Consider the following 22,382-nt stretch of genomic DNA (forward strand, 5'->3'; position numbering starts at 1 on the left):
ATAGAGATGAGCAAGAAACCGGCGACTGATTTGCGGGACGATATGGAGGCTGAAGCCGGCGGCGCTCCGGCCTTTGCCTATTGCCCCCTGCCGGGTGTCGCAGACGAAATGGTGGACAACAACAACGCCGTCCGCCCCGTCTGGCAGAACCTGCTTGCCGCCCTTTCGCGCATGCCGGAAAAAGAGCTGCATGACCGCTTCGCCCGCGCCGACCGCTATTTGCGCGATGCCGGCGTCTTCTATCGCGCCTATGGCGCCAAGGGCGCCAGCGAGCGCAGCTGGCCGATCTCGCATATCCCTGTTCTAATCGACGAGCGCGAATGGCAGAGCCTGTCTGAAGGGCTCGTACAGCGCGCCGATCTCCTGGAGCAGATCATCGCCGACATCTACGGCGAGGGCCGGCTGGTCCAGGAAGGGTTCATTCCGCCGGCGCTGATCGCTTCCAATCCCGAATTCCTGAGACCGCTGGTCGGCGTGAAGCCGGCAGGCGGGCATTATCTGCATTTCCTTGCTTTCGAGGTCGGCCGCGGGCCTGATGGAAACTGGTGGGTGCTCGCCGACCGGTCCCAGGCTCCCTCCGGAGCCGGTTTTGCGCTTGAGACGCGTGTCGCGACCACCCGCGCATTTTCAGACATCTATGCCGAAACCCGCGTTCACCGTCTTGCGTCCTTCTTCGGCGCGTTCCGCAACACGCTGCAGAACATGAAGGAAGGCGGCGACGGCCGCATCGCCGTCCTCTCTCCCGGTCCTGCCAACGAGACCTATTACGAACACGCCTACATCGCCCGCTATCTCGGCCTCATGCTGCTGGAAGGCGAAGACCTTACCGTCGTCAACGACAAGGTGATGGTGCGAACCGTTGCAGGCCTGAAGCCCATCAGCGTTCTCTGGCGCCGCATGGACGCCGCCTATGCAGATCCGCTGGAGTTGGATCAGCATTCGCATATCGGCACCCCAGGTATGGTGCAGGCACTACGTGCCCAGTCGGTCACAATCGTCAATGCGCTGGGCTCGGGCATTCTCGAGACAAGGGCACTGCTGGCCTTCATGCCCACGATCTGTCGGGAACTCCTCGGAGAGGAACTCAAGCTACCCTCGATCGCGACATGGTGGTGCGGGCAGGAAAGCGAGCGCAGCCAGGTCGCGCGCAATATCGAAAAAATGGTGATCGGCCCGGCCTATTCCCGCCTGCCTTTCTTCGACGACAACGGCCAGTCCGTGCTTGGCTCGACGCTACGCTCCACCGCCAAGGAATCGATTACAGACTGGCTGCAGACGGATGGCCATAAGCTCGTCGGCCAGGAGGTCGTCACCTTGTCGACGACGCCGGCCTGGGTCGGCGGCAAGCTCGTGCCGCGGCCGATGAGCCTGCGCGTTTTTGCCGCCCGCACCGAAAAGGGCTGGCAGATCATGCCGGGCGGCTTTGCCCGTATCGGCAGCGGCGCCGACGTTGCCGCAATCGCCATGCAGTCGGGTGGTTCGGCAGCGGATGTCTGGATCGTCAGCGACAAGCCGGTTGAGCGCCACACCCTGCTGCCCGCCGAAGAAAGCTTCACCCGCAATATGCCGGGAAGCCTGCCCAGCCGTTCGGCCGACAATCTCTTCTGGCTCGGCCGCTATATCGAACGCGCCGAGGGCGCGTTGCGCATCCTTCGCGCGTGGCATGGCCGCTTTGCCGAATCCGCGGATCCAAGCGAACCGCTGCTTGCCGATGTTTCGCAATATCTCGCCGCCGTCGATATCGACACGGAGGAAGCGGTCCCGGAAAGCCTGCTGCGCAATATCGACAGTGCCGTCTATTCTGCAAGCAACATCCGCGACCGTTTCTCGCCCGACGGCTGGCTGGCGCTGAACGATCTCGCCAAGACGGCCCGCCGCTTCCGGGAAACGGTCAGCCCCGGCGACGACGCCAGCCATGCGATGACGATCCTCCTGCGCAAGCTTGCGGGCTTTGCCGGCCTCGTCCACGAAAACATGTACCGCTTCACCGGCTGGCGCTTCCTGTCGATCGGCCGCTATATCGAGCGTGGACTGCATATGACCCGACTGCTCGGCCGCATGTCGGGACCGGAAGCGCCCGATGGCGCGCTCGACATGCTGCTGGAGATCGGCGATAGCGTCATGACCCACCGTCGCCGCTACAACGTCAATACAGCGCGCCTGACCGTGACAGACCTTCTCGCCCTCGATCCGCTCAACCCGCGCTCGATCCTCTTCCAGATGAACGAGATCCACCGGGAGGTGGAGCAACTGCCAAAGGCTTTCGTCAACGGCCAGATGTCGCCCTTCTTCCGCGAGGCGATGCGCCTGCATTCGGGCCTTGCCGTCATGACACCCGAAGCGATGAATGAAGAGGTCTATCGCCGGCTGGAACAAGAGCTGGAACGCTTCTCCGATCTCCTGGCACAGACCTATCTCGGATAGAACATGCTCTACGATCTCTCGCTGCACATGGGCTACCTCTACGACGTCCCGGCCTCGGGCGCGCGCCACATCCTGCGCTTGCTGCCCCTGTCTCTGCCGGAACGCCAGCGGCTGATCGCCGGATCGCTGACGATCTCGCCGCAGCCGGAGGAGCGGGCCAGTTTCTTCGATTTCTTCCTGCACCCGACGACCTCGATCCTGTTGCGCAGCGCGCATGAGAAGCTCGACATTCGCATGCAGGCCCGCGTGCAGGTAGAAAGCCAGCCGGTCACCGCGGACTTTTCGCCGATACTGAAGAAGCTTCCGGAAGAGATTGCCGACTACTGGTCGCTCGACGCCTCGTCGCCGCATCATTTCCTCGGCAACAGCCCGCGCCTGCCCGAAACGCCCGAGATATCAGACTACGCCCGGCAATGGGCTTCGACAGATCTCACCGCGATGCAGATCGCCCACGCCATCTGTTCGCAAGTCCACAAGGATTTCGTCTACGACGCCAAGGCGACCACGGTCGATACCACGCCGAAGGAGGCCTTCCGCATCAAGCGCGGCGTCTGCCAGGATTTCGTGCATGTAATGATCATCGCGCTCAGAAGTCTCGGCATTCCGGCCGGCTATGTCAGCGGCTTCCTGCGGACCATCCCCCCACCGGGCAAGGCGCGGCTGGAAGGCGCGGACGCAATGCATGCCTGGGTGCGAATCTGGTGTGGCGAGATGGCGGGCTGGATCGAGCTCGATCCTACCAACAACATCCCCGCTGGCACCGACCACATCGTCGTTGCCTACGGCCGCGACTATTCCGATGTCGCCCCCGTCATCGGCATCCTCAAGAGCTACGGCAATCACAAGACGATCCAGGCCGTGGACGTGATTCCGCTGAAATAGTCATCCCAAAACTGGAAAATATCGGCCGATCGCTACAAGTTGAGCGATTTTTGAAACCGGGAACTTACGGCTTTCCTGCAATGGTGCCCCCGGGTTCTAGGTCTTTTTCGGGGTGAGCATGATGGGCACCAAATTCAGTCGGCATGTGAGCCGCTTCCTACGCGATCGCGGTGGTAATTTCGCTATAATGACGGCAATCGCCATTCCGGTTCTGGCAGGATCCGCCGGCATCGCCGTTGATATGACCAATATGATGATGTCTCGCAGCGAGCTTCAGGAGGCGACCGACGCCGCAGCCCTGGCCGCAGCGACCGCTTTGGCCAATGGCGGGACGGATACGACCGGAGCGCCGCAGCTTGCCAAGGATTTTGTCGCTGGCCAAATGGCGAACTTTCTCGGCAGCGATACCAATACGATAAACGCGATCAAATCCGGAACCAACGCCAACGTACAGCAAACCATCACCTCCGGGGGTACGTCATACGCGGTCACGGTCAGCAGTTCCTACTCGATGCCCGTCAGCGGCCTCACCCACATGCTCGGTTGGAACACCGTTCAGGTGGGAGCGAGCAGCTCGACGACGAGCGGCACAACGCAGACGAGAACCGCGCTTTCCATGATGCTCGCTCTCGACGAATCCGGATCCATGGCAGACCCCACTGATGTCGTCGCGTCGCAGACGTGCGCGAAGAAGAAGAATGGTGTCTGCACGAAATACAACTACACCTACGTCTCGAAAATTCAGGCGCTGAAGACGGCTGCCGGTGCACTTTTCGACGCGCTCGATACCGCCGACCCCACCCATGTATTGGTCCGGACCGGCGCCGTTTCCTATACAAGTACTGTCATGGGTCAGACGAAGAATCCGACCATGAACTGGGGCACTACTGCTGCCCGCGCCTATGTGAACGGTATGCCGTCGAACCCTCAGGGCGGCACGGACGCAACGGGTGCGATGACGATCGCCGATGCTGCCGCCAAGAAGAGCCCTGATGGAACGGACACCGAAACGATCCAGCAGGCCACCAAGGGCAACAAGACCTCCGATCGCTTCATCATTTTGATGACCGATGGTGAAATGACCGGCAACAGCAGCACATGGAACAAGACGCTGGATCAGTCGGTGCGCGACAAATGCACCGCTGCCAAGGCCGACGGCATTACCATTTTCTCGGTGGCATTCATGGCGCCTGCCGATGGCAAGTCACTGCTGCAATTCTGCGCTTCGAACAGCTCGAACTACTACGATCCCGATACGATGGAAAATCTGGTAAGTGCGTTCAAATCCATCGCTCAGACGGCGACCAGCTCGGCCACGCTCTTGACGAACTGATTACTCGGCGATCGCAAATATAAACAAAAACGAAAAAGCCGCCTCGGAACAATCCGAAGCGGCTTTTCGTTATCCATCGATCTGCGGATAAAATCGGGAAAACCAATCGAAATCAAGTTCTTTTAGACAATGCGAGAAGCCGTAGGCCAAATTTTGCATTTGCTCCGATCCCATATTGCAACTGCAGCATAAGGGTGCATAAACTGGCTGCTGAAATGTGAATGGCAAAACGATTTGATCAGATATAACCTTCTGAAAATAAAATCAAAATTGGCGAGAGACCCCATGAACACCCCGACCAAGGCCACACTCCCTACCCCGGCCCCTCGCAGTTCCCGCCCGGAAATTCTTGCGGAAGAAATCATTGAACGCCTGACATACCGTATCGGCAAGGATGCCAAGGTCGCAAAGCCCCATGACTGGCTGACCGCCACGATCCTCGTCATTCGTGACCGCATCATCGACAAGTGGATGGATTCGACGCGCAAGACCTATGCGACAGGTGCAAAGCGCGTTTACTACCTATCCCTCGAATTCCTCATCGGGCGCCTGATGCGCGACGCCGTTTCCAACCTCGGCCTGATGGAAGAGATCAGTGGCGCGCTGACTTCGCTCGGCGTCGATATCAACGTGATTGCCGGGCTGGAGCCGGACGCGGCACTCGGCAACGGTGGCCTTGGCCGTCTCGCCGCCTGTTTCATGGAGTCGATGGCGACGGTCGACGTGCCTGCCTACGGCTACGGCATCCGCTACGTCCATGGCCTCTTCCGCCAGCAGATGGCTGACGGCTGGCAGGTCGAGCTGCCGGAAACCTGGCTCGCCCATGGCAACCCTTGGGAATTCGAGCGCCGCGAAAGCGCCTATGAAATCGGCTTCGGCGGCTCCGTCGAGTTCGTCACCGGCCATGACGATCAGCCGCGCTACGTCTGGAAGCCGGCTGAGCGCGTTATCGCGGCCGCCTTCGACACGCCCGTAGTCGGCTGGCGCGGCAATCGCGTCAATACGCTGCGTCTCTGGTCGGCACAGCCAATCGACCCGATCCTGCTTGCCGCCTTCAACGCTGGCGATCACATCGGCGCGCTGCGCGAAAGCAACAAGGCAGAAAGCCTGACCCGCGTTCTCTATCCGGCCGATGCGACCCCTGCCGGCCAGGAACTGCGCCTGCGCCAGGAGTTCTTCTTCTCCTCCGCTTCGCTGCAGGACATCCTCCGCCGTCATCTGCAGCAGTATGACGACCTGACCTCGCTGCCCGACAAGGTCGCGATCCAGCTCAACGATACCCATCCGGCAATCTCGGTCATCGAGCTGATGCGTCTGCTCTGCGACGTTCACGGCATTGAGTTCGATGCCGCATGGGACCTGACCCGCCGCACCTTCTCCTACACCAACCACACGCTTCTGCCGGAAGCGCTCGAAAGCTGGCCCGTCCCGCTGCTGGAGCGCATGCTGCCGCGCCATGTGCAGATCATCTACGCGATCAACGCCAAGGTCCTGGTCGAGGCGCGCAAGGAGCGCAACTTCAACGACACCGAGGTCCGCTCGATCTCCCTGATCGACGAAGGTGGCGATCGCCGGGTGCGCATGGGCAACCTCGCCTTCGTCGGCTCGCACTCGATCAACGGCGTCTCCGCCCTGCACACCGACCTGATGAAGGTCACGGTCTTTGCCGACCTGCACCGCCTCTATCCCGATCGTATCAACAACAAGACGAACGGGATTACGCCGCGCCGCTGGCTGATGCAGTGCAACCCCGGCCTGACCGGCCTGATCCGCGAGACGATCGGCGATGATTTCCTCGATGATGCGGAAAAGCTGAAACCGCTCGACGCCTTTGCCCGCGACAGCGCCTTCCAGCAGAAGTTCGCGGCCGTCAAGCGCGACAACAAGGTGCGGCTCTCCAACCTCGTCGCACAGCGCATGGGCATCAAGCTCGATCCCAACGCGATGTTCGACATCCAGATCAAGCGTATCCACGAATACAAGCGCCAGCTTCTCAACATCATCGAGACTGTCGCGCTCTACGATCAGATCCGCTCGCGGCCCGAGCTGGACTGGCAGCCGCGCGTAAAGCTGTTCGCCGGCAAGGCGGCACCGAGCTACCACAACGCCAAGCTGATCATCAAACTGATCAACGACGTTGCCCGCGTGATCAACAACGATCCGTCGGTACGCGGCCTGCTGAAGGTGGTCTTCGTTCCGAACTACAATGTCTCGCTTGCCGAGGTCATGGTCCCGGCCGCCGATCTCTCCGAGCAGATTTCGACCGCCGGCATGGAAGCGTCAGGCACCGGCAACATGAAGTTTGCGCTGAACGGCGCGCTGACGATCGGCACGCTCGACGGCGCCAATGTCGAGATGCGTGACAATGTCGGCGCTGACAATATCGTCATCTTCGGCATGACGGCAGATGAAGTCGCGAAGGCCCGCAGCGACGGCCATGATCCTCGCAAGGTCATCGAGCAATCCCGCGAGCTTGCCCAGGCACTCGCCGCCATCAGCTCCGGCGTGTTCTCGCCCGACGACCGCAACCGCTTTACCGGCCTGATCGAGGGTATCTATGCCCACGACTGGTTCATGGTTGCGGCCGATTTCGATGCCTATGCGGCAGCTCAGCGCGACGTCGATGCGCTTTGGGCCAAGCCGTCGGAATGGTATTCGAAGACGATCTGCAACACGGCCCGCATGGGCTGGTTCTCTTCCGACCGTACGATCCGGCAATATGCCGATGAAATCTGGAGAGCGGGATGAAAAAGCAGAAGCCCGCCGGCGAAACAGACGTTTCCGAGAACATTTCGACAGAAGAGATCGCAAGCGTTCTCGCCGGCAGGCATTCCGATCCTTTTTCCATACTCGGCGTGCATCCCGCAAATGGCGGTTACATCGCGCGCTGCTTCATTCCCGGAGCGGAAGCGGTAACCGCCATGGCGCTGGACGGCTCGCCCCTCGGCGAGCTGGAGGGCCTTGATCCGGAAGGGTTCTTCGCTGGCAAGGTCTCCCTGTCGAAGCTTCAGCCGGTGCGCTACCGCGCCCGGCGTGGCGACGCGGAATGGGCGGTGACCGATCCCTACAGCTTCGGCCCGGTCCTTGGGCCCATGGACGACTATTACGCCCGGCAGGGATCGCATCTGCGGCTGTTCGACAAGATGGGCGCCCATCCCTTGAAGCACGAAGGCGTTCAGGGTTTCCATTTTGCGGTCTGGGCGCCGAACGCGCAGCGCGTTTCCGTCGTTGGCGACTTCAACAATTGGGACGGCCGGCGCCACGCCATGCGCTTCCGCTCCGATTCCGGCATATGGGAAATCTTCGCGCCGGATGTTCCGGCAGGCGTCACCTACAAGTTCGAGATCAGGGGCAAGGACGGCGTCGTGCTTCCCCTGAAGGCCGATCCCTTCGCCCGGCGCAGCGAATTGCGGCCGAAGAATGCTTCGGTCACGACCGGGGAATTGACGCAGGTATGGGAAGACGAGGCTCACCGCAAGCACTGGTCGCAGGTCGACCAGCGTCGTCAGCCGATTTCGATCTACGAAGTCCACGCCGCCTCCTGGCAGCGCCACGACGACGGCTCGATGCTGTCATGGGACGAGCTGGCTGCGCGGCTCATCCCCTACTGCACTGATATGGGCTTCACCCATATCGAGTTCATGCCGATCACGGAACATCCATACGATCCCTCTTGGGGTTACCAGACGACCGGTCTCTATGCACCGACGGCACGCTTTGGCGAACCTGAGGGCTTTGCCCGCTTCGTCAACGGCTGCCACAAGGTCGGCATCGGCGTCATCCTCGACTGGGTGCCGGCGCATTTCCCGACCGACGAGCATGGGCTCCGTTGGTTCGACGGCACGGCGCTCTACGAGCATGCCGATCCGCGCAAAGGCTTCCATCCGGACTGGAACACCGCGATCTACAATTTCGGCCGCACGGAAGTTGTGTCCTACCTGATGAACAATGCCCTCTACTGGGCGGAAAAGTTCCATCTCGACGGTCTGCGCGTCGATGCTGTGGCCTCGATGCTCTACCTCGACTATTCGCGCAAGCACGGCGAATGGATCCCGAACGAATATGGCGGCAACGAAAACCTCGAGGCCGTCCGCTTCCTGCAGGAAGTCAACACCCGCTTCTATGGCAACAACACGGGCGTCATGACCATTGCCGAAGAATCCACGTCCTGGCCGAAAGTTTCCGCACCGGTCCACGAAGGTGGGTTGGGCTTCGGCTTCAAGTGGAACATGGGCTTCATGCACGACACGCTGAGCTATCTCGCCCGTGAGCCCGTCTATCGCAAGTACCACCACAACGAGCTGACCTTCGGCCTGATCTACGCTTTCTCGGAAAATTTCGTCCTGCCGCTCTCCCATGACGAGGTCGTGCACGGCAAGGGATCGTTGATCGCCAAGATGTCCGGCGACGACTGGCAAAAGTTTGCGAACCTGCGCGCCTACTACGCCTATATGTGGGGCTATCCCGGCAAGAAGCTGCTCTTCATGGGCCAGGAATTTGCCCAGTGGAGCGAGTGGAACGAGGCAAGTTCGCTGGACTGGAACCTGCTGCAATACCGCATGCACGAAGGCATGCGCCGCCTCGTGCGCGACCTGAACTTCACTTACCGCAGCAAGCCTGCCATGCACGCCAGGGATTGCGAAGGCGACGGCTTCGAGTGGCTTGTCGTCGATGACGATCAGAACTCGGTTTTCGCATGGCTGCGCAAGGCGCCGGGCGAGAAGCCGGTGGCCGTCATCACCAATTTTACGCCCGTCTATCGGGAGAACTATGCTCTGCGCCTGCCGGCCGCCGGCCGCTGGCGCGAGATCTTGAATACCGATGCCGACATCTATGGCGGCAGCGGCAAAGGCAACGGCGGACGTGTGCAGGCCGTCAGCGCAGGCGGAGATATAATGGCGAACATAACGCTGCCGCCCCTGGCGACTATCATGCTGGAGCCGGAATTCTAAGACCAATCAGGGGAGGATGAAATGGTAGAAAAACGTATCCAACCGCTCGCCCGCGATGCGATGGCCTATGTTCTTGCCGGCGGTCGTGGCAGCCGCTTGAAGGAACTCACAGACAAGCGCGCCAAGCCCGCCGTCTATTTCGGTGGCAAGGCCCGTATCATCGACTTCGCCCTCTCCAACGCCCTCAACTCGGGCATCCGCCGCATCGGTGTCGCGACGCAGTACAAGGCGCATTCGCTGATCCGCCACATGCAGCGCGGCTGGAACTTCTTCCGTCCTGAGCGAAACGAGAGCTTCGACATCCTGCCCGCCTCCCAACGCGTCTCCGAGACGCAATGGTATGAAGGCACCGCGGATGCGGTCTATCAGAACATCGACATCATCGAGCCCTATGGTCCCGAATACATGGTCATCCTCGCCGGCGACCACGTCTACAAGATGGACTACGAGTGGATGCTGCAGCAGCACGTCGATTCCGGCGCCGACGTCACCATCGGCTGCCTGGAAGTGCCGCGCATGGAAGCGGTAGGCTTCGGTGTCGTCCACGTCGATGAAAACGACCGCATCATCGATTTCGTCGAAAAGCCCGCCGACCCGCCGGCCATCCCCGGAAAGCCGGATAGCGCGTTTGCCTCGATGGGCATCTACGTCTTCCACACCAAGTTCCTCATCGAGGAACTGCGTCGTGATGCAGCCGACCCGAATTCCAGCCGCGACTTCGGCAAGGACATCATTCCTTACATCGTCAAGAACGGCAAAGCCGTCGCCCACCGCTTCGCGCAATCCTGCGTCCGCTCGGATTTCGAGCGCGAGCCCTACTGGCGCGACGTCGGCACGGTCGATGCCTACTGGCAGGCCAATATCGACCTGACGGCGATCGTTCCGGAACTCGACATCTACGACAAGTCCTGGCCGATCTGGACCTATGCCGAAATCAACCCGCCGGCCAAGTTCGTCCATGACGACGAAGACCGCCGCGGCTCGGCGATCTCCTCGCTTGTGGCCGGCGATTGCATCATTTCGGGCGCCAGCCTCTACAACAGCCTGCTGTTTACCGGCGTGCGCGCTAACTCCTACTCGAAGCTGGAGGGAGCGGTCATCCTGCCGAGCGTCAAGATCGGCCGGCGCGCCCAGCTCAAGAATGTGGTGATCGATCACGGCGTGACCATTCCCGAAGGGCTGATCGTCGGGGAAGATCCCGATCTCGACGCCAAGCGCTTCCGCCGCACCGAAAACGGCATATGCCTGATTACGCAGACGATGATAGACAAGCTCGATATTTGAAGAAGAAACGAACTGGATATTCTTAAATGAAAGTTCTTTCGGTTTCGTCCGAAGTCTTCCCTTTGATCAAGACAGGGGGCCTGGCCGATGTGGTCGGCGCCCTGCCAGTTGCGCTAAACCCCCACGGCGTCGAGACGAAGACGCTGGTTCCGGGCTATCCCGCTGTCATGAACGCGATCCGGCATCCGGTCCCGCGGCTCACCTTCGACGATCTTCTCGGCGAGGAAGCGACGGTTCTCGAAGTCGAACATGATGGTGCTTCTATCCTCGTGCTCGATTCCCCTGCTTATTACAGCCGCAGGGGCGGTCCCTATGTCGACCCGGCTGGCAAGGATTACCCGGACAACTGGCGCCGCTTTGCAGCGCTGTCGCTCGCCGGTTCGGAAATCGCCGCGGGCCGCATGCCGGGCTGGCGCCCCGATCTCGTCCACGCCCATGACTGGCAGTCCGCCTTGGTGCCGGTCTACATGCGCTACTATCCGACGCCGGAACTGCCGAGCGTTCTGACCATCCACAATATTGCGTTCCAGGGCCAGTTCGGGTCCGACATTTTCCCCGGCCTCAGGTTGCCGGCGCACGCCTTCTCGATGGAAGGCGTCGAATATTACGGCGATGTCGGTTTCCTCAAGGGCGGGCTACAGACCGCTCACGCCATCACGACAGTCAGCCCCTCCTATGCCGAGGAAATTTTGACGCCCGAATTCGGCATGGGCCTCGAAGGGGTGATCGCCAGCCGTATCAACAGTCTTCACGGCATAGTGAACGGCATCGACGCGGACATCTGGAATCCCGAAACCGACGCCATGATCGCCCGCAACTTCGGTCTGGCGACGCTGAAGAACCGTGATGAAAACCGCAAGGCTATCGCCGAGCATTTCAGCCTCGATGAGGATGACGGCCCGATCTTCTGTGTCGTCAGTCGCCTGACCTGGCAGAAGGGCATGGACCTGGTGGCCGACACGGTGGACGAAATCGTTTCTCTGGGCGGCAAGCTCGCCATTCTCGGCGCCGGCGATGCGGCTCTCGAAGGTGCGCTCCTGGCCGCCGCCGGCAGCCATCGCGGCCGGGTTGGCGTTGCGGTCGGCTATAACGAGCCGATGTCGCATCTGATGCAAGCCGGTTGCGACGCGATCATCATCCCGTCGCGCTTCGAGCCCTGCGGATTGACCCAGCTCTACGGCCTGCGTTACGGCTGCATTCCGATCGTCGCGCGCACCGGCGGCCTGAACGACACCATCATCAACGCCAACCATGCGGCACTCTCGGCGAAAGTGGCAACCGGCCTCCAGTTTTCTCCTGTCACCTCCGACGGACTTTTGCAGGCAATACGGCGCGCCATCCACCTTTTCCACGACCGAAAACTCTGGACGCAGATGCAAAAGCAGGGCATGAAATCCGACGTGTCCTGGGGAAAGAGCGCGGAGCGCTACGCTGCCCTTTATTCCAGCCTCGTCTCGAAAGGCATGTAATCCGATGATCAAAACGGTTCCGACCAAACCCTACCAGGACCAGAAACCGGGCACGTCCGGGCTTCGCAAGAAGGTCCCGGTCTTCCAGCAGCCCAATTATGCTGAAAACTTCATCCAGTCGATCTTCGATTCGGTTGACGGATACCAGGGCAAGTGCCTGGTCATCGGTGGCGACGGACGCTACTACAACAGAGAAGTCATCCAGAAGGCCATCAAGATGGCCGCCGCCAACGGCTTCGGCAAGGTGATGGTCGGCAAGGGCGGTATCCTTTCGACGCCCGCAGCCTCGAACGTCATCCGCAAGTACAAGGCCTTCGGCGGCATCATCCTTTCGGCCAGCCACAATCCTGGCGGCCCGACGGAAGATTTCGGCATCAAGTACAATATCGGTAACGGCGGCCCCGCTCCGGAAAAGATCACCGACGCGATCTTCGAGCGCTCCAAGACGATCGACAGCTACAAGATCGCCGATTTCCCGGACATCAATCTCGATCGCATCGCCCGCGAAGACATCGGCGGCATGATCGTGTCGGTTATCGACCCGGTCGAGGACTATGCCGCTCTCATGGAAGAACTGTTCGATTTCGGCGCGATCCGCAATCTGATCAGCCTCGGCTTCCGCCTCGCCTTCGACGCGATGAGCGCCGTCACCGGACCCTACGCCAAGGAAATCTTCGAAAAGCGCCTCGGCGCCCCTGACGGCTCGGTGCGCAATTTCCTGCCGCTGCCCGATTTCGGCGGCCATCACCCGGATCCCAATCTCGTCTACTGCAAGGATCTCTATGACGAGATGATGAGCGGCGACGATGCGCCCGATTTCGGCGCTGCATCCGACGGCGACGGCGACCGCAACCTCATCATCGGCAAGGGCATCTACGTCACCCCGTCGGACAGCCTGGCGATCCTTGCCGCCAACGCCAACCTGGCGCCCGGCTATTCGCACGGCATTGCCGGTATCGCCCGCTCCATGCCGACTTCGGGTGCAGCCGACCGCGTCGCTGAAAAGCGCGGCATCGGCATGTACGAAACGCCGACCGGCTGGAAGTTCTTCGGCAACCTGCTCGACGCCGGCATGGCGACGATCTGTGGCGAGGAAAGTTCCGGCACCGGCTCGAACCACGTTCGCGAAAAGGACGGTCTCTGGGCCGTGCTGCTCTGGCTGAACATCCTTGCCGTGCGCGGCGAAAGCGTGATCGATATCGTCACCCAGCATTGGGCGACCTATGGCCGCAACTACTATTCCCGCCACGACTATGAAGGCGTCGACACCGATGCCGCCAATGGCCTGATCCAGGCGCTGCGCGACAAGCTCGCCACCCTGCCCGGCAGCAAGTTCGGCGATCTCACCGTTTCCGCCGCCGACGATTTTGCCTACCACGACCCGGTCGACAAATCCGTCAGCCAGCATCAGGGCATCCGTATCCTCTTCGAAGGCGGCTCCCGCGTTGTCTTCCGTCTGTCGGGCACCGGCACGACGGGCGCCACGCTGCGCGTCTATATCGAGCGCTACGAACCCGATCCGACCCGCCATAACATCGAGACCCAGGAAGCGCTGGCCGACCTCATCGCTGCCGCCCAGGATATCGCCGATATCAAGGGCCGCACCGGTCGCCCCGCGCCGACGGTTATTACCTGATCGATTACCCCTTCTCCCCTCGGGGAGAAGGTGGCCCCGAAGGGTTCGGACGAGGGGGCCGCGCGCTTCTAGCTATCCTTCGCTTGCCGCTCAGGATACGCATCGCTTCGCTCTCCGTCCCCCATCTGCCCTGCCGGGCATCTTCTCCCCGCTGGGGAGAAGCGACAAGACGATACCGCCCTGCCCCTCTCAGCCGCCGGTGATCAATGCAACAGGAATCCTTGAACCCCTCCCTTGGCGCAAGGCTTCTGGCCAATGGCACCGAGTTCTCCGTCTTTTCCAAACACGCCGAGAAAATCGAGCTTTGCCTCTTCGACGCCGAAGGCCAGGCGGAGACCAAGCGCCTGTCGATGCCCCGCGAAGGCGACATCCATCGGCTTTTCGTCAAGGGCGCCGTTGAAGGTACCCGCTACGGCCTCCGCGCCCATGGCACCTATGATCCTGATCAAGGCCTGTGGTTCGACCCCTCGAAACTCCTCGTCGATCCCTATGCCGTCGCCCTCGACAGGCCGTTCCGGCACGATATCAGGCTGACACAATTCGGTGCGGAAACGCAGGATGTCGTGCCGCGGGCAATCGTCACCGCTCCCCTGCCGCCGGTCGCCAAGCGACCGACCGTCAAGCCGGGCGGCCTTGTCTACGAAGTCGCCGTCAAGCCTTTCACCATCCTGCGACAGGACATTCCGGAAGCGCAACGCGGCACTGTTTCAGCGCTCGCCCACCCGTCCATCATCGCGCATCTGAAGCATATTGGCGTCGATGTGGTCGAACTGATGCCGATCCCGGCCTGGATCGACGAACGGCACCTGCCGCCGCTCGGCCTGAGCAACGGCTGGGGCTACAATTCCGTCGCCTTCATGGCGCTCGACCCCCGCATTGTCCCGGGCGGCATCAAGGAATTGCGCGAAACGGTCGCCGCACTGCATGCCGAAGGCATCTCCGTCATCCTCGATCTCGTCTTCAACCACACCGGCGAAAGTGACCGCCAGGGCGCGACGCTGTCGCTGCGGGGCCTCGACAACCTCTCGGCCTATCGCCAGGTTCCCGGCCAGCCCGGCACGCTCGTCAATGACACCGGCACCGGCAACACCGTCGATTGCGACGATCCCTATATCCGCCGGCTGATCATCGACAGTCTGCGCCATTTTGTGCTCCAGGCTGGCGTCGACGGCTTCCGCTTTGATCTGGCGCCCATCATCGGCCGCACCGATCGCGGCTTCGAGGCCGAGGGCGAGACGCTGAGGGCCATGCTGGCCGACGACGTGCTCGGCGACCGGCTGCTGATCGCCGAGCCCTGGGACATCGGCCCGGGCGGCTATCAGCTCGGCAATTTCCCGGCGCCCTTCCTCGAATGGAACGATCGCGCCCGCGACGACATGCGCCTCTACTGGCGTGGCGATGATTGGAAGACCGGCAGCCTCGCCACCATCCTTTCCGGCTCGTCCAACATCTTCGGCCGCGATGGCCGCACGCATACACGAAGCGTCAATTTCCTCGCCGCCCATGACGGCTTCACGCTGATGGACCTCGTTTCGAACACGAACAAGCACAACGAGGCGAACGGCGAGAACAATCGCGACGGCCACAACGAAAACTATTCCTGGAACAACGGCGTCGAGGGCGCGACCGACGACCCCGAGGTCGTCGCCGCCCGCCGGCGCGATGTCGCCGCCCTGCTGGCAACGCTCTTTGCTTCGCGCGGCACGGTCATGCTGACGGCGGGCGACGAAGGCGGCCGCAGCCAGCATGGCAACAACAACGCCTATTGCCAGGACAATGAAATCACCTGGATGGATTGGTCTAAGCTCGATGAGGAACTGATCGCGCAGACCGCCTTCCTGTCCGCGCTGCGCAAGCGTTTTGCAGTCTTCGCGGAGACGGCATTCTTCACCGGCAACGGCGATATCCTCTGGCTGTCCACGGATGGTGAGGCGATGACCGTCTCGCAATGGGAAACGCCCTCGCTACCGGCCTTCGGCATGGTTCTCCAGACGCTCGACAACGAGACCGGCAAAAAAGTCCGACTTGCCGTGTTGATCAACCGAGCCCGCGCCGAGCAGGTCTTTGCCATTCACCGGCAGCAGGATAGCCGATGGAAATTGTTGACGGCGGAGGGTGAAACCGAAGTCGACGGCGGGCACGCTATCCCCCCACGTTCCGTCCATTTCCTCCTGGGCACTTGATTCATCCTATTGTCTTTTCAAATAGGTATCGCTTACACCTGATGCGCGCAGAAGGCGCCAATGCCCGATGGCGAAGGGAATTACATGCCAAGCGAGATATCACTCTCGGACGTCAGAACCATCGTGGGAACGGAGGTCGGCGTCTCCGACTGGATCATGGTCGATCAAACGATGATCAACGCTTTCGCTGACGCGACCGACGACCACCAGTTCATCCATGTCGATCCTGAACGTGCCAAGGAAACCGCCTTCGGCGGCACCATCGCACACGGCTTTCTGACGCTCTCGCTGTTGTCGGCAATGAACTTCAACTGCGTTCCGAAAATTCGCGAGCAGACGATGGGCGTGAACTACGGCTTCGACAAGATCCGTTTCATGTCGCCGGTCAAGGCGGGAACGCGCGTGCGCGGCCGCTTCAAGCTGGCCGAGGCAAGGCTACGCGGCGCCGGAATGATGATGCTGACCTATGAAGTTACGGTCGAAATCGAAAACGAACGCAAACCGGCCCTGACCGCAACGTGGATCACGATCACCCAGTTCGACCCGAAGGATAGGCCCGAAGATTTTTGAGATTTGGAAGAAGCAATTCCATCAAAACTGCGCAGGGTTTTGCGCCAGGAATTGCGTCACGCCAAAGAAATAGGATATTTCCGCGATCCAGAGAAAAGCGGAAATGCCGGGGTGGGCAGACCGGTCACTTGTGGGGCGACCGGTCAGTGCAATCAGGCCGCCTGGCCCAGGAAAGCAGACGTCGGAACCTGCAAGGCGTGTGCGACACGCTTCAGCTTGGCAGGATCGGCATCGTGGCCTTCTTCGATTTCGGTGATTTCCGAATTTGCGAGACCCGTAGTAACCGCGAGATCTTCAATGCTGTAGCCAGCAGTTTCGCGGGCAGCCTTAACTTTGGTTCCGACCTCGGCAACAGCAACTGCGCCTTCAACGGAGGAATCGAAATCATTGAGTGAAATGGACATAAACGTCTCCTTCTCTGCATGACGTCCGGCATTAATATGCCGGTAACTTTTTATTGCTGCATTGCAATAATAACAAGCGGAAAGAATTTGTGATTGGCAGCGCGTTTCGACAACTGCTGCGCCTTTCGATCACAATATCGTCAACTCACCCAACGACACGTGGGAATCACTCTGGTTACGATCGATCGTCGCGCACGATAGAGGGACACGCGGATTTGGCAAGGGAGATACGGTGCATTGATTGTATTCCTTGATTTCGAAGCCTCGTCCCTGAGCAAGAAAAGCGTTCCGGTCGAGGTCGCCTGGGTTTTTGAGGACGGCAGCTCTCGTTCTTTCCTGATCAAGCCCGCACCCGTCTGGACGGACTGGTCGCCCGATGCCGAAAAAATTCACCGCATTTCCCGGGAACTCCTTCTGGCCGAGGGCGTGCCCGTCGAAGAGGTTGCCAAGGAGATGACCGATGCCCTTTCCGGACACGCGCTTTATGCCAGCGCCCCTTCCTGGGATGGAAAGTGGCTGAGCGTCTTGTTGCGTTCCGCGGGGTTTCCAAGGCACGCCCTCAGGCTCGCCAAGTCCGACGAGGCGTTTCTGGCGGCAGCGCGCGAGGCTATGGGAGAAACCGTCTCCGAAGCCGAGATATCAGCGTTTGTCGAGACGATCAAAAGACAGACCGAGCCGTCACCGCCCGCGCATCGCGCATTACCCGACGCCATGCTCGAACTCCAGCGCTGGCAGATTATCCGGACGCAGGCAGCCGCAGCCAAACGGTCATCCTGATGCCGTATGGTGGCGTCCGTATTGCTCGAACCATCGCGACAAACACAACCATCGCATGAATCATTCAAGTTTAGCTCGCAAAAGCAATCTATTTCAACTTTTTCGAGTTTGCTTTGGCCGAATACACGCTTAAACGATTACCTATTCGAATTTTTTTCTATTCGAATGACAAAAAATGGCAGGAATCAGCGTTAAGGGTATGTATCCGGGATGCAAGGCGCGTCTCGGACGAACACCACAAAGAGGAAATTATGAAAAAGCTATTTATCGTTACTCTCACTTCAATAGCTGCCTTGACCGCAGTTGTTTCCACAGCCGACGCGGCCCAGGGATGCGGCGCCGGATTTCACCGCGGCCCCTACGGCCACTGCCGTCCGAACGCTCCCGGTCCGGTCGTCGTCGTGCCCGGCGGCCCGCGTGTCGGCGTTTATTATCATGGACGTGGTTACTGGGATGGCAATCGCTACTGGATGCACCGCGAGCGGTGGCACGGCGGCTGGCGTTATCGCTAAGACGCAGCTTCGCTGGGCCGGTCAATCGACCGGCCCAGTCGCTGGATTGGCATAAGCTTCTAGCTCAGGAAATTAGAGCGCGGCATCCCCGGCGGCCTCGGCCAGCAGGCCGAAGGCGTAAGGGGCAAAGGACCGCCAGCATTCGACGCGGAAGGTCTCGGCATCGATACGCAGGATCACCACTTCCACCTTGCCGAACAACGTGCGCGAACATGCGCCGACCGGGAAGGCATCAAGGCTGAGGTCCTGCGGGCATCCGGCCGAAAGCGTCGCCTCGGCGCCCGGACCAGAGACGAACACGGCCGTATTGCGATGGGAAACGTCGGTCGCCGCATGTAGCGCGGAAGAAGCAGCCGCGAGTGCCACCAGATCCTCCCCGCTTTCATCGATGACCAGCCATTCGTCCGGGCCGAGCCAGAGCGCCGAGCGGCTTCCGGCATGGCCTGATGTCTTCGGCTTCGTCGGCAGATCCAGCCGCAGGGCGGATGAGATGGCCGAAACGGAATCGGCGGGCGCCCTCAGCGAAATCCGGCTGGCAGGTGCCGCCGGCGTCAGATGAACCGAGGAGGAACCGCCCTGGCGGCCGGCAAGCGGCGGTCTGCGGGTTGCAAGCTCAGCCATTGATCCGGCCCCCTTCCTTGTCAAAGAACACCATGTCCGCAACCTCGACGGAGATGGTCTTGTCAGGCATCGGCACATAGAGCGTCTTGCCCATGCGCTCGCGTCCGCCGGCGACAAGCGCAAAGGCGATCGAGCGGCCGAGATTTTCCGACCAATAAGCCGAGGTGACGTGACCAAGCATGGTCATCGGCTTCGGCTCGTTGGGATCGGCAACGATTTGCGCGCCCTCTTCCAGCACCACCTTGGGATCCTTGGTGATGAGGCCGACGAGCTGCTTGCGACCATCCTTGACGAGATCGGGCCGCTTCAGGCCGCGAATGCCGACGAAGTCGGTCTTCTTCTTCGAGACCGCCCAGGAAAGCCCGGCATCGTCTGGCGTAACCGTTCCGTCCGTGTCCTGGCCGACGATGATATAGCCCTTCTCGGCGCGCAGGATGTGCATCGTCTCCGTACCGTAGGCGCAGGCGCCCAGCGGCTCGGCCCGCGCCCAGACGGCTTCCCATACCGCCTGGCCGTAATCGGCCGGCACGTTGATTTCGTAGCCGACTTCGCCGGTGAAGGAGACGCGGAAGAGCCTCGTTGGCACGCCGCAGATCTTGCCTTCCGCAACACTCATATGAGGGAAGGCCTCGTTCGATAAATCGATGCCCTCGACCAGCGGCTCGACGATCTCGCGCGCCTTCGGACCCTGCACGGCGATGACCGCCCACTGCTCGGTCGTCGACGTCAGCCAGACCTTCAGATGCGGGAATTCGGTCTGCAGATAGTCTTCCATGTGGTTGAGCACGCGCGGCGCGCCGCCGGTCGTCGTCGTGACATGGAAGCGATCCTCGGCCAGGCGACCGACGACGCCGTCGTCATAGACGAAGCCGTCTTCGCGCAGCATGATGCCATAGCGGCAGCGGCCGGGCTTCAGCGTATCCCAGGCATTGGTATAGATCAGGTTCAGGAATTCGGCGGCATCCGGCCCGACGACCTCGATCTTGCCGAGCGTCGAGGCATCGAAGACACCGGCGATATCGCGCACCGTCTTGCACTCGCGGTTTACCGCATGATGCATGGTTTCACCGGCCCTCGGGTAGAACCAGGCGCGCTTCCAGTTGCCCACATCCTCAAAGATCGCGCCATGCGCCTCTTCCCACGGGTGGATCGCAGTCTTGCGCGCCGGATCGAAATGATCGCCCCGCGAATGCGAGATCAGCGTGCCGTAGGTAACGGGCGTATAGGGTGCGCGGAAAGTCGTGAGACCAACCTGCGGGATATCGCGGCCGAGCATTTCGGCGGCGATCGCAAGGCCATGCATGTTCGACAGCTTGCCCTGGTCTGACGCCATGCCGTTGGTGGTGAAGCGCTTGATATGCTCGATCGAGTGCATGCCTTCGCGCACCGCAAGGCGGATATCCTTGGCGCAGACATCATGCTGGAAGTCGACGAAAGCCTTGGCGCTTGTCTCCGGCCCGGCCCCTTCGGCAGCGCCGATCATGCCGCCGGTCCATTCGAAGGCGGTTTCGGCGTTGAGGCCGATCTTGCCGTCGCCGGCAGCTCCCGTCGCCCGCGCCATCAGTTCGCCGGCAGCCAGCGATTCCTCGATTGCAGCCTGCAGCCCATCCGTGCCGTTGCAGGCGCCGACGGAAAGGCAGTCCTGCACATAGGTGCCCGGCAGGAAGCGCTGCTTGTCTGCCTCGAACTTGAGCTTGCCGCGCGACTGCGAGAACAGATGCACCGACGGCGTCCAGCCGGCGGAGACCAGCAGCGCATCGACGGCGATCTTGCGCGACGAGCTGCTGCCGTTTCGGGCAACCGTCATCGACGAGATGCGCAGATTGCCCGAGGTGTTGATGACGGAATAGCCCGACAATACCTCGATGCCGAGTGCGCGGGCCTGCGTGACGACGGCTTCGCCCGGACGCGGGCGGCAATCGATGATGGCGGCGATCGAAACGCCTGATTTCTTGAGGTCGAAAGCGGCCTCATAGGCGGAATCATGCGCAGTATAGACGCCGACCTTGGCGCCGACGGCGACGCCGTAGTGATTGAGATAGGTGCGCGCGGCCGAAGCCAGTATGATGCCCGGACGATCGTTATTCGGGAAAACCATGTGGCGCTCGATCGCACCGGTCGCCAGGATGACGCGCTTGGCGCGGACCTGCCAGAGGCGCTCGCGCGGCAGATCCTTGGACGGCCGGGCGATATGGTCTGTGACCCGTTCGGCAAGGCCGATGAAATTGTGGTTGTAGTAGCCGAAGGCGGTCGTGCGGGTCAGCACCTGCACATTGGGCATCGCCTGCAGCTTGGCAACAGTCGCCTGCGCCCAGTCGTAACCGTCCGTCCCGTCAACCTTTACCGAGATGTCGAAACGCAGCGCGCCGCCGGCTTCCGCCTGCTCGTCGCAGAGGATGACCTTGGCGCCCGCTTCAGCAGCGGCAAGGGCAGCCGACAGGCCGGAAATGCCGGCGCCGACGACCAGCACGTCGCAATGGGCATAGCGGCTTGCATAGTGATCCGGGTCTTCCTCAGTCGGCGCGACGCCGAGACCGGCGGCCCGGCGGATGAAGGGCTCGTAGAGCGATTTCCAGGCGCTCTTCGGCCACATGAAGGTCTTGTAGTAGAAGCCCGCCGCAAAGAAGGGCGAAAGCAGGTTGTTGACGCTGCCGATATCGAAGGCGAGCGACGGCCAGCGGTTCTGCGAACTCGCCACCATGCCGTCGAATACTTCCTGCACGCTGGCGCGCACGTTCGGCTGGCGCCGGGCGGTGTCGCGCGAGATGTCGAGCAACGCATTCGGCTCTTCCGGTCCGGCGGAAAGGATGCCACGCGGACGGTGATACTTGAACGAGCGTCCAAGCAGATGCACGCCGTTGGCAAGCAGCGCTGACGCGACCGTGTCGCCTTCCAGCGCGTGATAGGTCTTGTTGTCGAAGGTGAAACGCGCGGTGCGGGCGGGCGTCAAGCGGCCCTTGCCGGCGATGCGATTGGCGCCGCTCATCGTGCGTCTCCTTCCGTCGCTTCATAGGTTTCGACGGTGGCGCTCGTGGCCGGTGCCGGATGCAGATCCGGCTTCGGCTCCCCTGCCTTGTAGGTCATGACGAACTTGTCGCTGACGGTATCGCGAGCCGCGTTGAAGAAGCGGCCGCAGCCATGCATATGCCGCCAGCGCTCGAAGATGAGGCCCTTCGGATTGTCGCGCAGGAAGAAATATTCCTCGAACTCTTCGTCAGAGATCGCAGCAATATTCGCCGGCCGCACAAGATGCGCATCGCCGGCATTGCGGAATTCGAGTTCCGAACGTTCTTCCTGACAGTAGGGGCAGTGGATCAGAAGCATTGATAACCTCG

16 protein-coding genes are annotated in these 22,382 nt (G+C 61.2%); 12 read left to right on the top strand and 4 right to left on the bottom strand.

The window, feature by feature from the left end:
• Nucleotides 1–6: 6 nt before the first annotated feature.
• The 10 genes from DTW90_RS05170 to DTW90_RS05215 all read left to right on the top strand — a co-directional run bounded on the left by DTW90_RS05170 (nt 7) and on the right by DTW90_RS05215 (nt 16,733).
• Nucleotides 7–2,424 (top strand): circularly permuted type 2 ATP-grasp protein, encoded by a 2,418-nt coding sequence (locus tag DTW90_RS05170; protein ID WP_149336798.1) that lies wholly within the window; start codon nt 7–9, stop codon nt 2,422–2,424.
• Between the two features lie 3 nt (nt 2,425–2,427).
• Nucleotides 2,428–3,306, top strand: coding sequence for a transglutaminase family protein (locus tag DTW90_RS05175; RefSeq protein ID WP_149336800.1), 879 nt, complete (start codon nt 2,428–2,430; stop codon nt 3,304–3,306).
• A gap of 121 nt (nt 3,307–3,427) precedes the next feature.
• The gene (locus tag DTW90_RS05180) at nt 3,428–4,639 is read left to right on the top strand and encodes a TadE/TadG family type IV pilus assembly protein (RefSeq protein ID WP_149336801.1); all 1,212 of its coding nucleotides are present in this window, start codon (nt 3,428–3,430) and stop codon (nt 4,637–4,639) included.
• 285 nt (nt 4,640–4,924) lie between these two features.
• Nucleotides 4,925–7,387, top strand: coding sequence for a glycogen/starch/alpha-glucan phosphorylase (locus DTW90_RS05185; RefSeq protein WP_132526749.1), 2,463 nt, complete (start codon nt 4,925–4,927; stop codon nt 7,385–7,387).
• Nucleotides 7,384–9,591: a 1,4-alpha-glucan branching protein GlgB gene (gene glgB / locus DTW90_RS05190; protein ID WP_149336803.1), complete on the top strand. Its 2,208-nt coding sequence runs from the start codon at nt 7,384–7,386 to the stop codon at nt 9,589–9,591. Before DTW90_RS05185 ends, glgB begins: the two co-directional genes overlap by 4 nt.
• Nucleotides 9,592–9,612: 21 nt before the next feature.
• Nucleotides 9,613–10,875, top strand: a complete 1,263-nt coding sequence (gene glgC, locus DTW90_RS05195; protein WP_132526745.1) for a glucose-1-phosphate adenylyltransferase — start codon at nt 9,613–9,615, stop codon at nt 10,873–10,875.
• A gap of 26 nt (nt 10,876–10,901) precedes the next feature.
• On the top strand, nt 10,902–12,344 hold the full coding sequence (glgA, locus tag DTW90_RS05200) for a glycogen synthase GlgA (RefSeq protein WP_132526743.1): 1,443 nt from the start codon (nt 10,902–10,904) through the stop codon (nt 12,342–12,344).
• A 4-nt stretch (nt 12,345–12,348) separates the two neighbouring features.
• Nucleotides 12,349–13,980, top strand: coding sequence for an alpha-D-glucose phosphate-specific phosphoglucomutase (locus DTW90_RS05205; RefSeq protein WP_132526741.1), 1,632 nt, complete (start codon nt 12,349–12,351; stop codon nt 13,978–13,980).
• A 221-nt stretch (nt 13,981–14,201) separates the two neighbouring features.
• A complete protein-coding gene (gene glgX, locus DTW90_RS05210; protein WP_246664887.1) occupies nt 14,202–16,163 on the top strand; it encodes a glycogen debranching protein GlgX in 1,962 nt (653 codons plus the stop codon).
• Between the two features lie 84 nt (nt 16,164–16,247).
• Nucleotides 16,248–16,733: a MaoC family dehydratase gene (locus DTW90_RS05215; protein ID WP_149337058.1), complete on the top strand. Its 486-nt coding sequence runs from the start codon at nt 16,248–16,250 to the stop codon at nt 16,731–16,733.
• Nucleotides 16,734–16,885: 152 nt separating this feature from the next.
• Here DTW90_RS05215 and DTW90_RS05220 read toward each other — a convergent pair whose 3' ends face one another.
• Entirely contained in the window at nt 16,886–17,137 is a 252-nt protein-coding gene (locus DTW90_RS05220) for a helix-turn-helix transcriptional regulator (RefSeq protein ID WP_132526737.1), read from the bottom strand.
• A gap of 237 nt (nt 17,138–17,374) precedes the next feature.
• Between DTW90_RS05220 and DTW90_RS05225 the strand changes: the two genes are divergently transcribed.
• Both DTW90_RS05225 and DTW90_RS05230 read left to right on the top strand, forming a co-directional pair.
• On the top strand, nt 17,375–17,914 hold the full coding sequence (locus DTW90_RS05225; RefSeq protein WP_149336807.1) for a transcriptional regulator: 540 nt from the start codon (nt 17,375–17,377) through the stop codon (nt 17,912–17,914).
• A gap of 251 nt (nt 17,915–18,165) precedes the next feature.
• Nucleotides 18,166–18,426, top strand: coding sequence for a hypothetical protein (locus DTW90_RS05230; protein WP_132526733.1), 261 nt, complete (start codon nt 18,166–18,168; stop codon nt 18,424–18,426).
• Between the two features lie 72 nt (nt 18,427–18,498).
• Here DTW90_RS05230 and DTW90_RS05235 read toward each other — a convergent pair whose 3' ends face one another.
• The 3 genes from DTW90_RS05235 to DTW90_RS05245 are packed head-to-tail and all read right to left on the bottom strand — an operon-like array spanning nt 18,499 to nt 22,371.
• Nucleotides 18,499–19,047, bottom strand: coding sequence for a sarcosine oxidase subunit gamma (locus DTW90_RS05235; protein ID WP_149336809.1), 549 nt, complete (start codon nt 19,045–19,047; stop codon nt 18,499–18,501).
• Complete coding sequence (locus DTW90_RS05240; RefSeq protein ID WP_149336811.1) at nt 19,040–22,033, bottom strand: sarcosine oxidase subunit alpha; 2,994 nt, start codon at nt 22,031–22,033, stop codon at nt 19,040–19,042. Before DTW90_RS05240 ends, DTW90_RS05235 begins: the two co-directional genes overlap by 8 nt.
• Nucleotides 22,030–22,371, bottom strand: a complete 342-nt coding sequence (locus DTW90_RS05245; RefSeq protein WP_149336813.1) for a sarcosine oxidase subunit delta — start codon at nt 22,369–22,371, stop codon at nt 22,030–22,032. Before DTW90_RS05245 ends, DTW90_RS05240 begins: the two co-directional genes overlap by 4 nt.
• Between the last annotated feature and the right edge of the window lie 11 nt (nt 22,372–22,382).

It is taken from the genome of Neorhizobium sp. P12A (assembly GCF_008365395.1).
GTDB lineage: Bacteria > Pseudomonadota > Alphaproteobacteria > Rhizobiales > Rhizobiaceae > Rhizobium.

Bases quoted from the DNA above. Each gene is read 5' to 3' on its own strand.
- DTW90_RS05170 (WP_149336798.1), top strand. From the start codon at position 7: ATGAGCAAGAAACCGGCGACTGATTTGCGGGACGATATGGAGGCTGAA.
- DTW90_RS05175 (WP_149336800.1), top strand. From the start codon at position 2,428: ATGCTCTACGATCTCTCGCTGCACATGGGCTACCTCTACGACGTCCCG.
- DTW90_RS05180 (WP_149336801.1), top strand. From the start codon at position 3,428: ATGGGCACCAAATTCAGTCGGCATGTGAGCCGCTTCCTACGCGATCGC.
- DTW90_RS05185 (WP_132526749.1), top strand. From the start codon at position 4,925: ATGAACACCCCGACCAAGGCCACACTCCCTACCCCGGCCCCTCGCAGT.
- glgB (WP_149336803.1), top strand. From the start codon at position 7,384: ATGAAAAAGCAGAAGCCCGCCGGCGAAACAGACGTTTCCGAGAACATT.
- glgC (WP_132526745.1), top strand. From the start codon at position 9,613: ATGGTAGAAAAACGTATCCAACCGCTCGCCCGCGATGCGATGGCCTAT.
- glgA (WP_132526743.1), top strand. From the start codon at position 10,902: ATGAAAGTTCTTTCGGTTTCGTCCGAAGTCTTCCCTTTGATCAAGACA.
- DTW90_RS05205 (WP_132526741.1), top strand. From the start codon at position 12,349: ATGATCAAAACGGTTCCGACCAAACCCTACCAGGACCAGAAACCGGGC.
- DTW90_RS05215 (WP_149337058.1), top strand. From the start codon at position 16,248: ATGCCAAGCGAGATATCACTCTCGGACGTCAGAACCATCGTGGGAACG.
- DTW90_RS05220 (WP_132526737.1), bottom strand. From the start codon at position 17,137: ATGTCCATTTCACTCAATGATTTCGATTCCTCCGTTGAAGGCGCAGTT.
- DTW90_RS05230 (WP_132526733.1), top strand. From the start codon at position 18,166: ATGAAAAAGCTATTTATCGTTACTCTCACTTCAATAGCTGCCTTGACC.
- DTW90_RS05235 (WP_149336809.1), bottom strand. From the start codon at position 19,047: ATGGCTGAGCTTGCAACCCGCAGACCGCCGCTTGCCGGCCGCCAGGGC.
- DTW90_RS05240 (WP_149336811.1), bottom strand. From the start codon at position 22,033: ATGAGCGGCGCCAATCGCATCGCCGGCAAGGGCCGCTTGACGCCCGCC.
- DTW90_RS05245 (WP_149336813.1), bottom strand. From the start codon at position 22,371: ATGCTTCTGATCCACTGCCCCTACTGTCAGGAAGAACGTTCGGAACTC.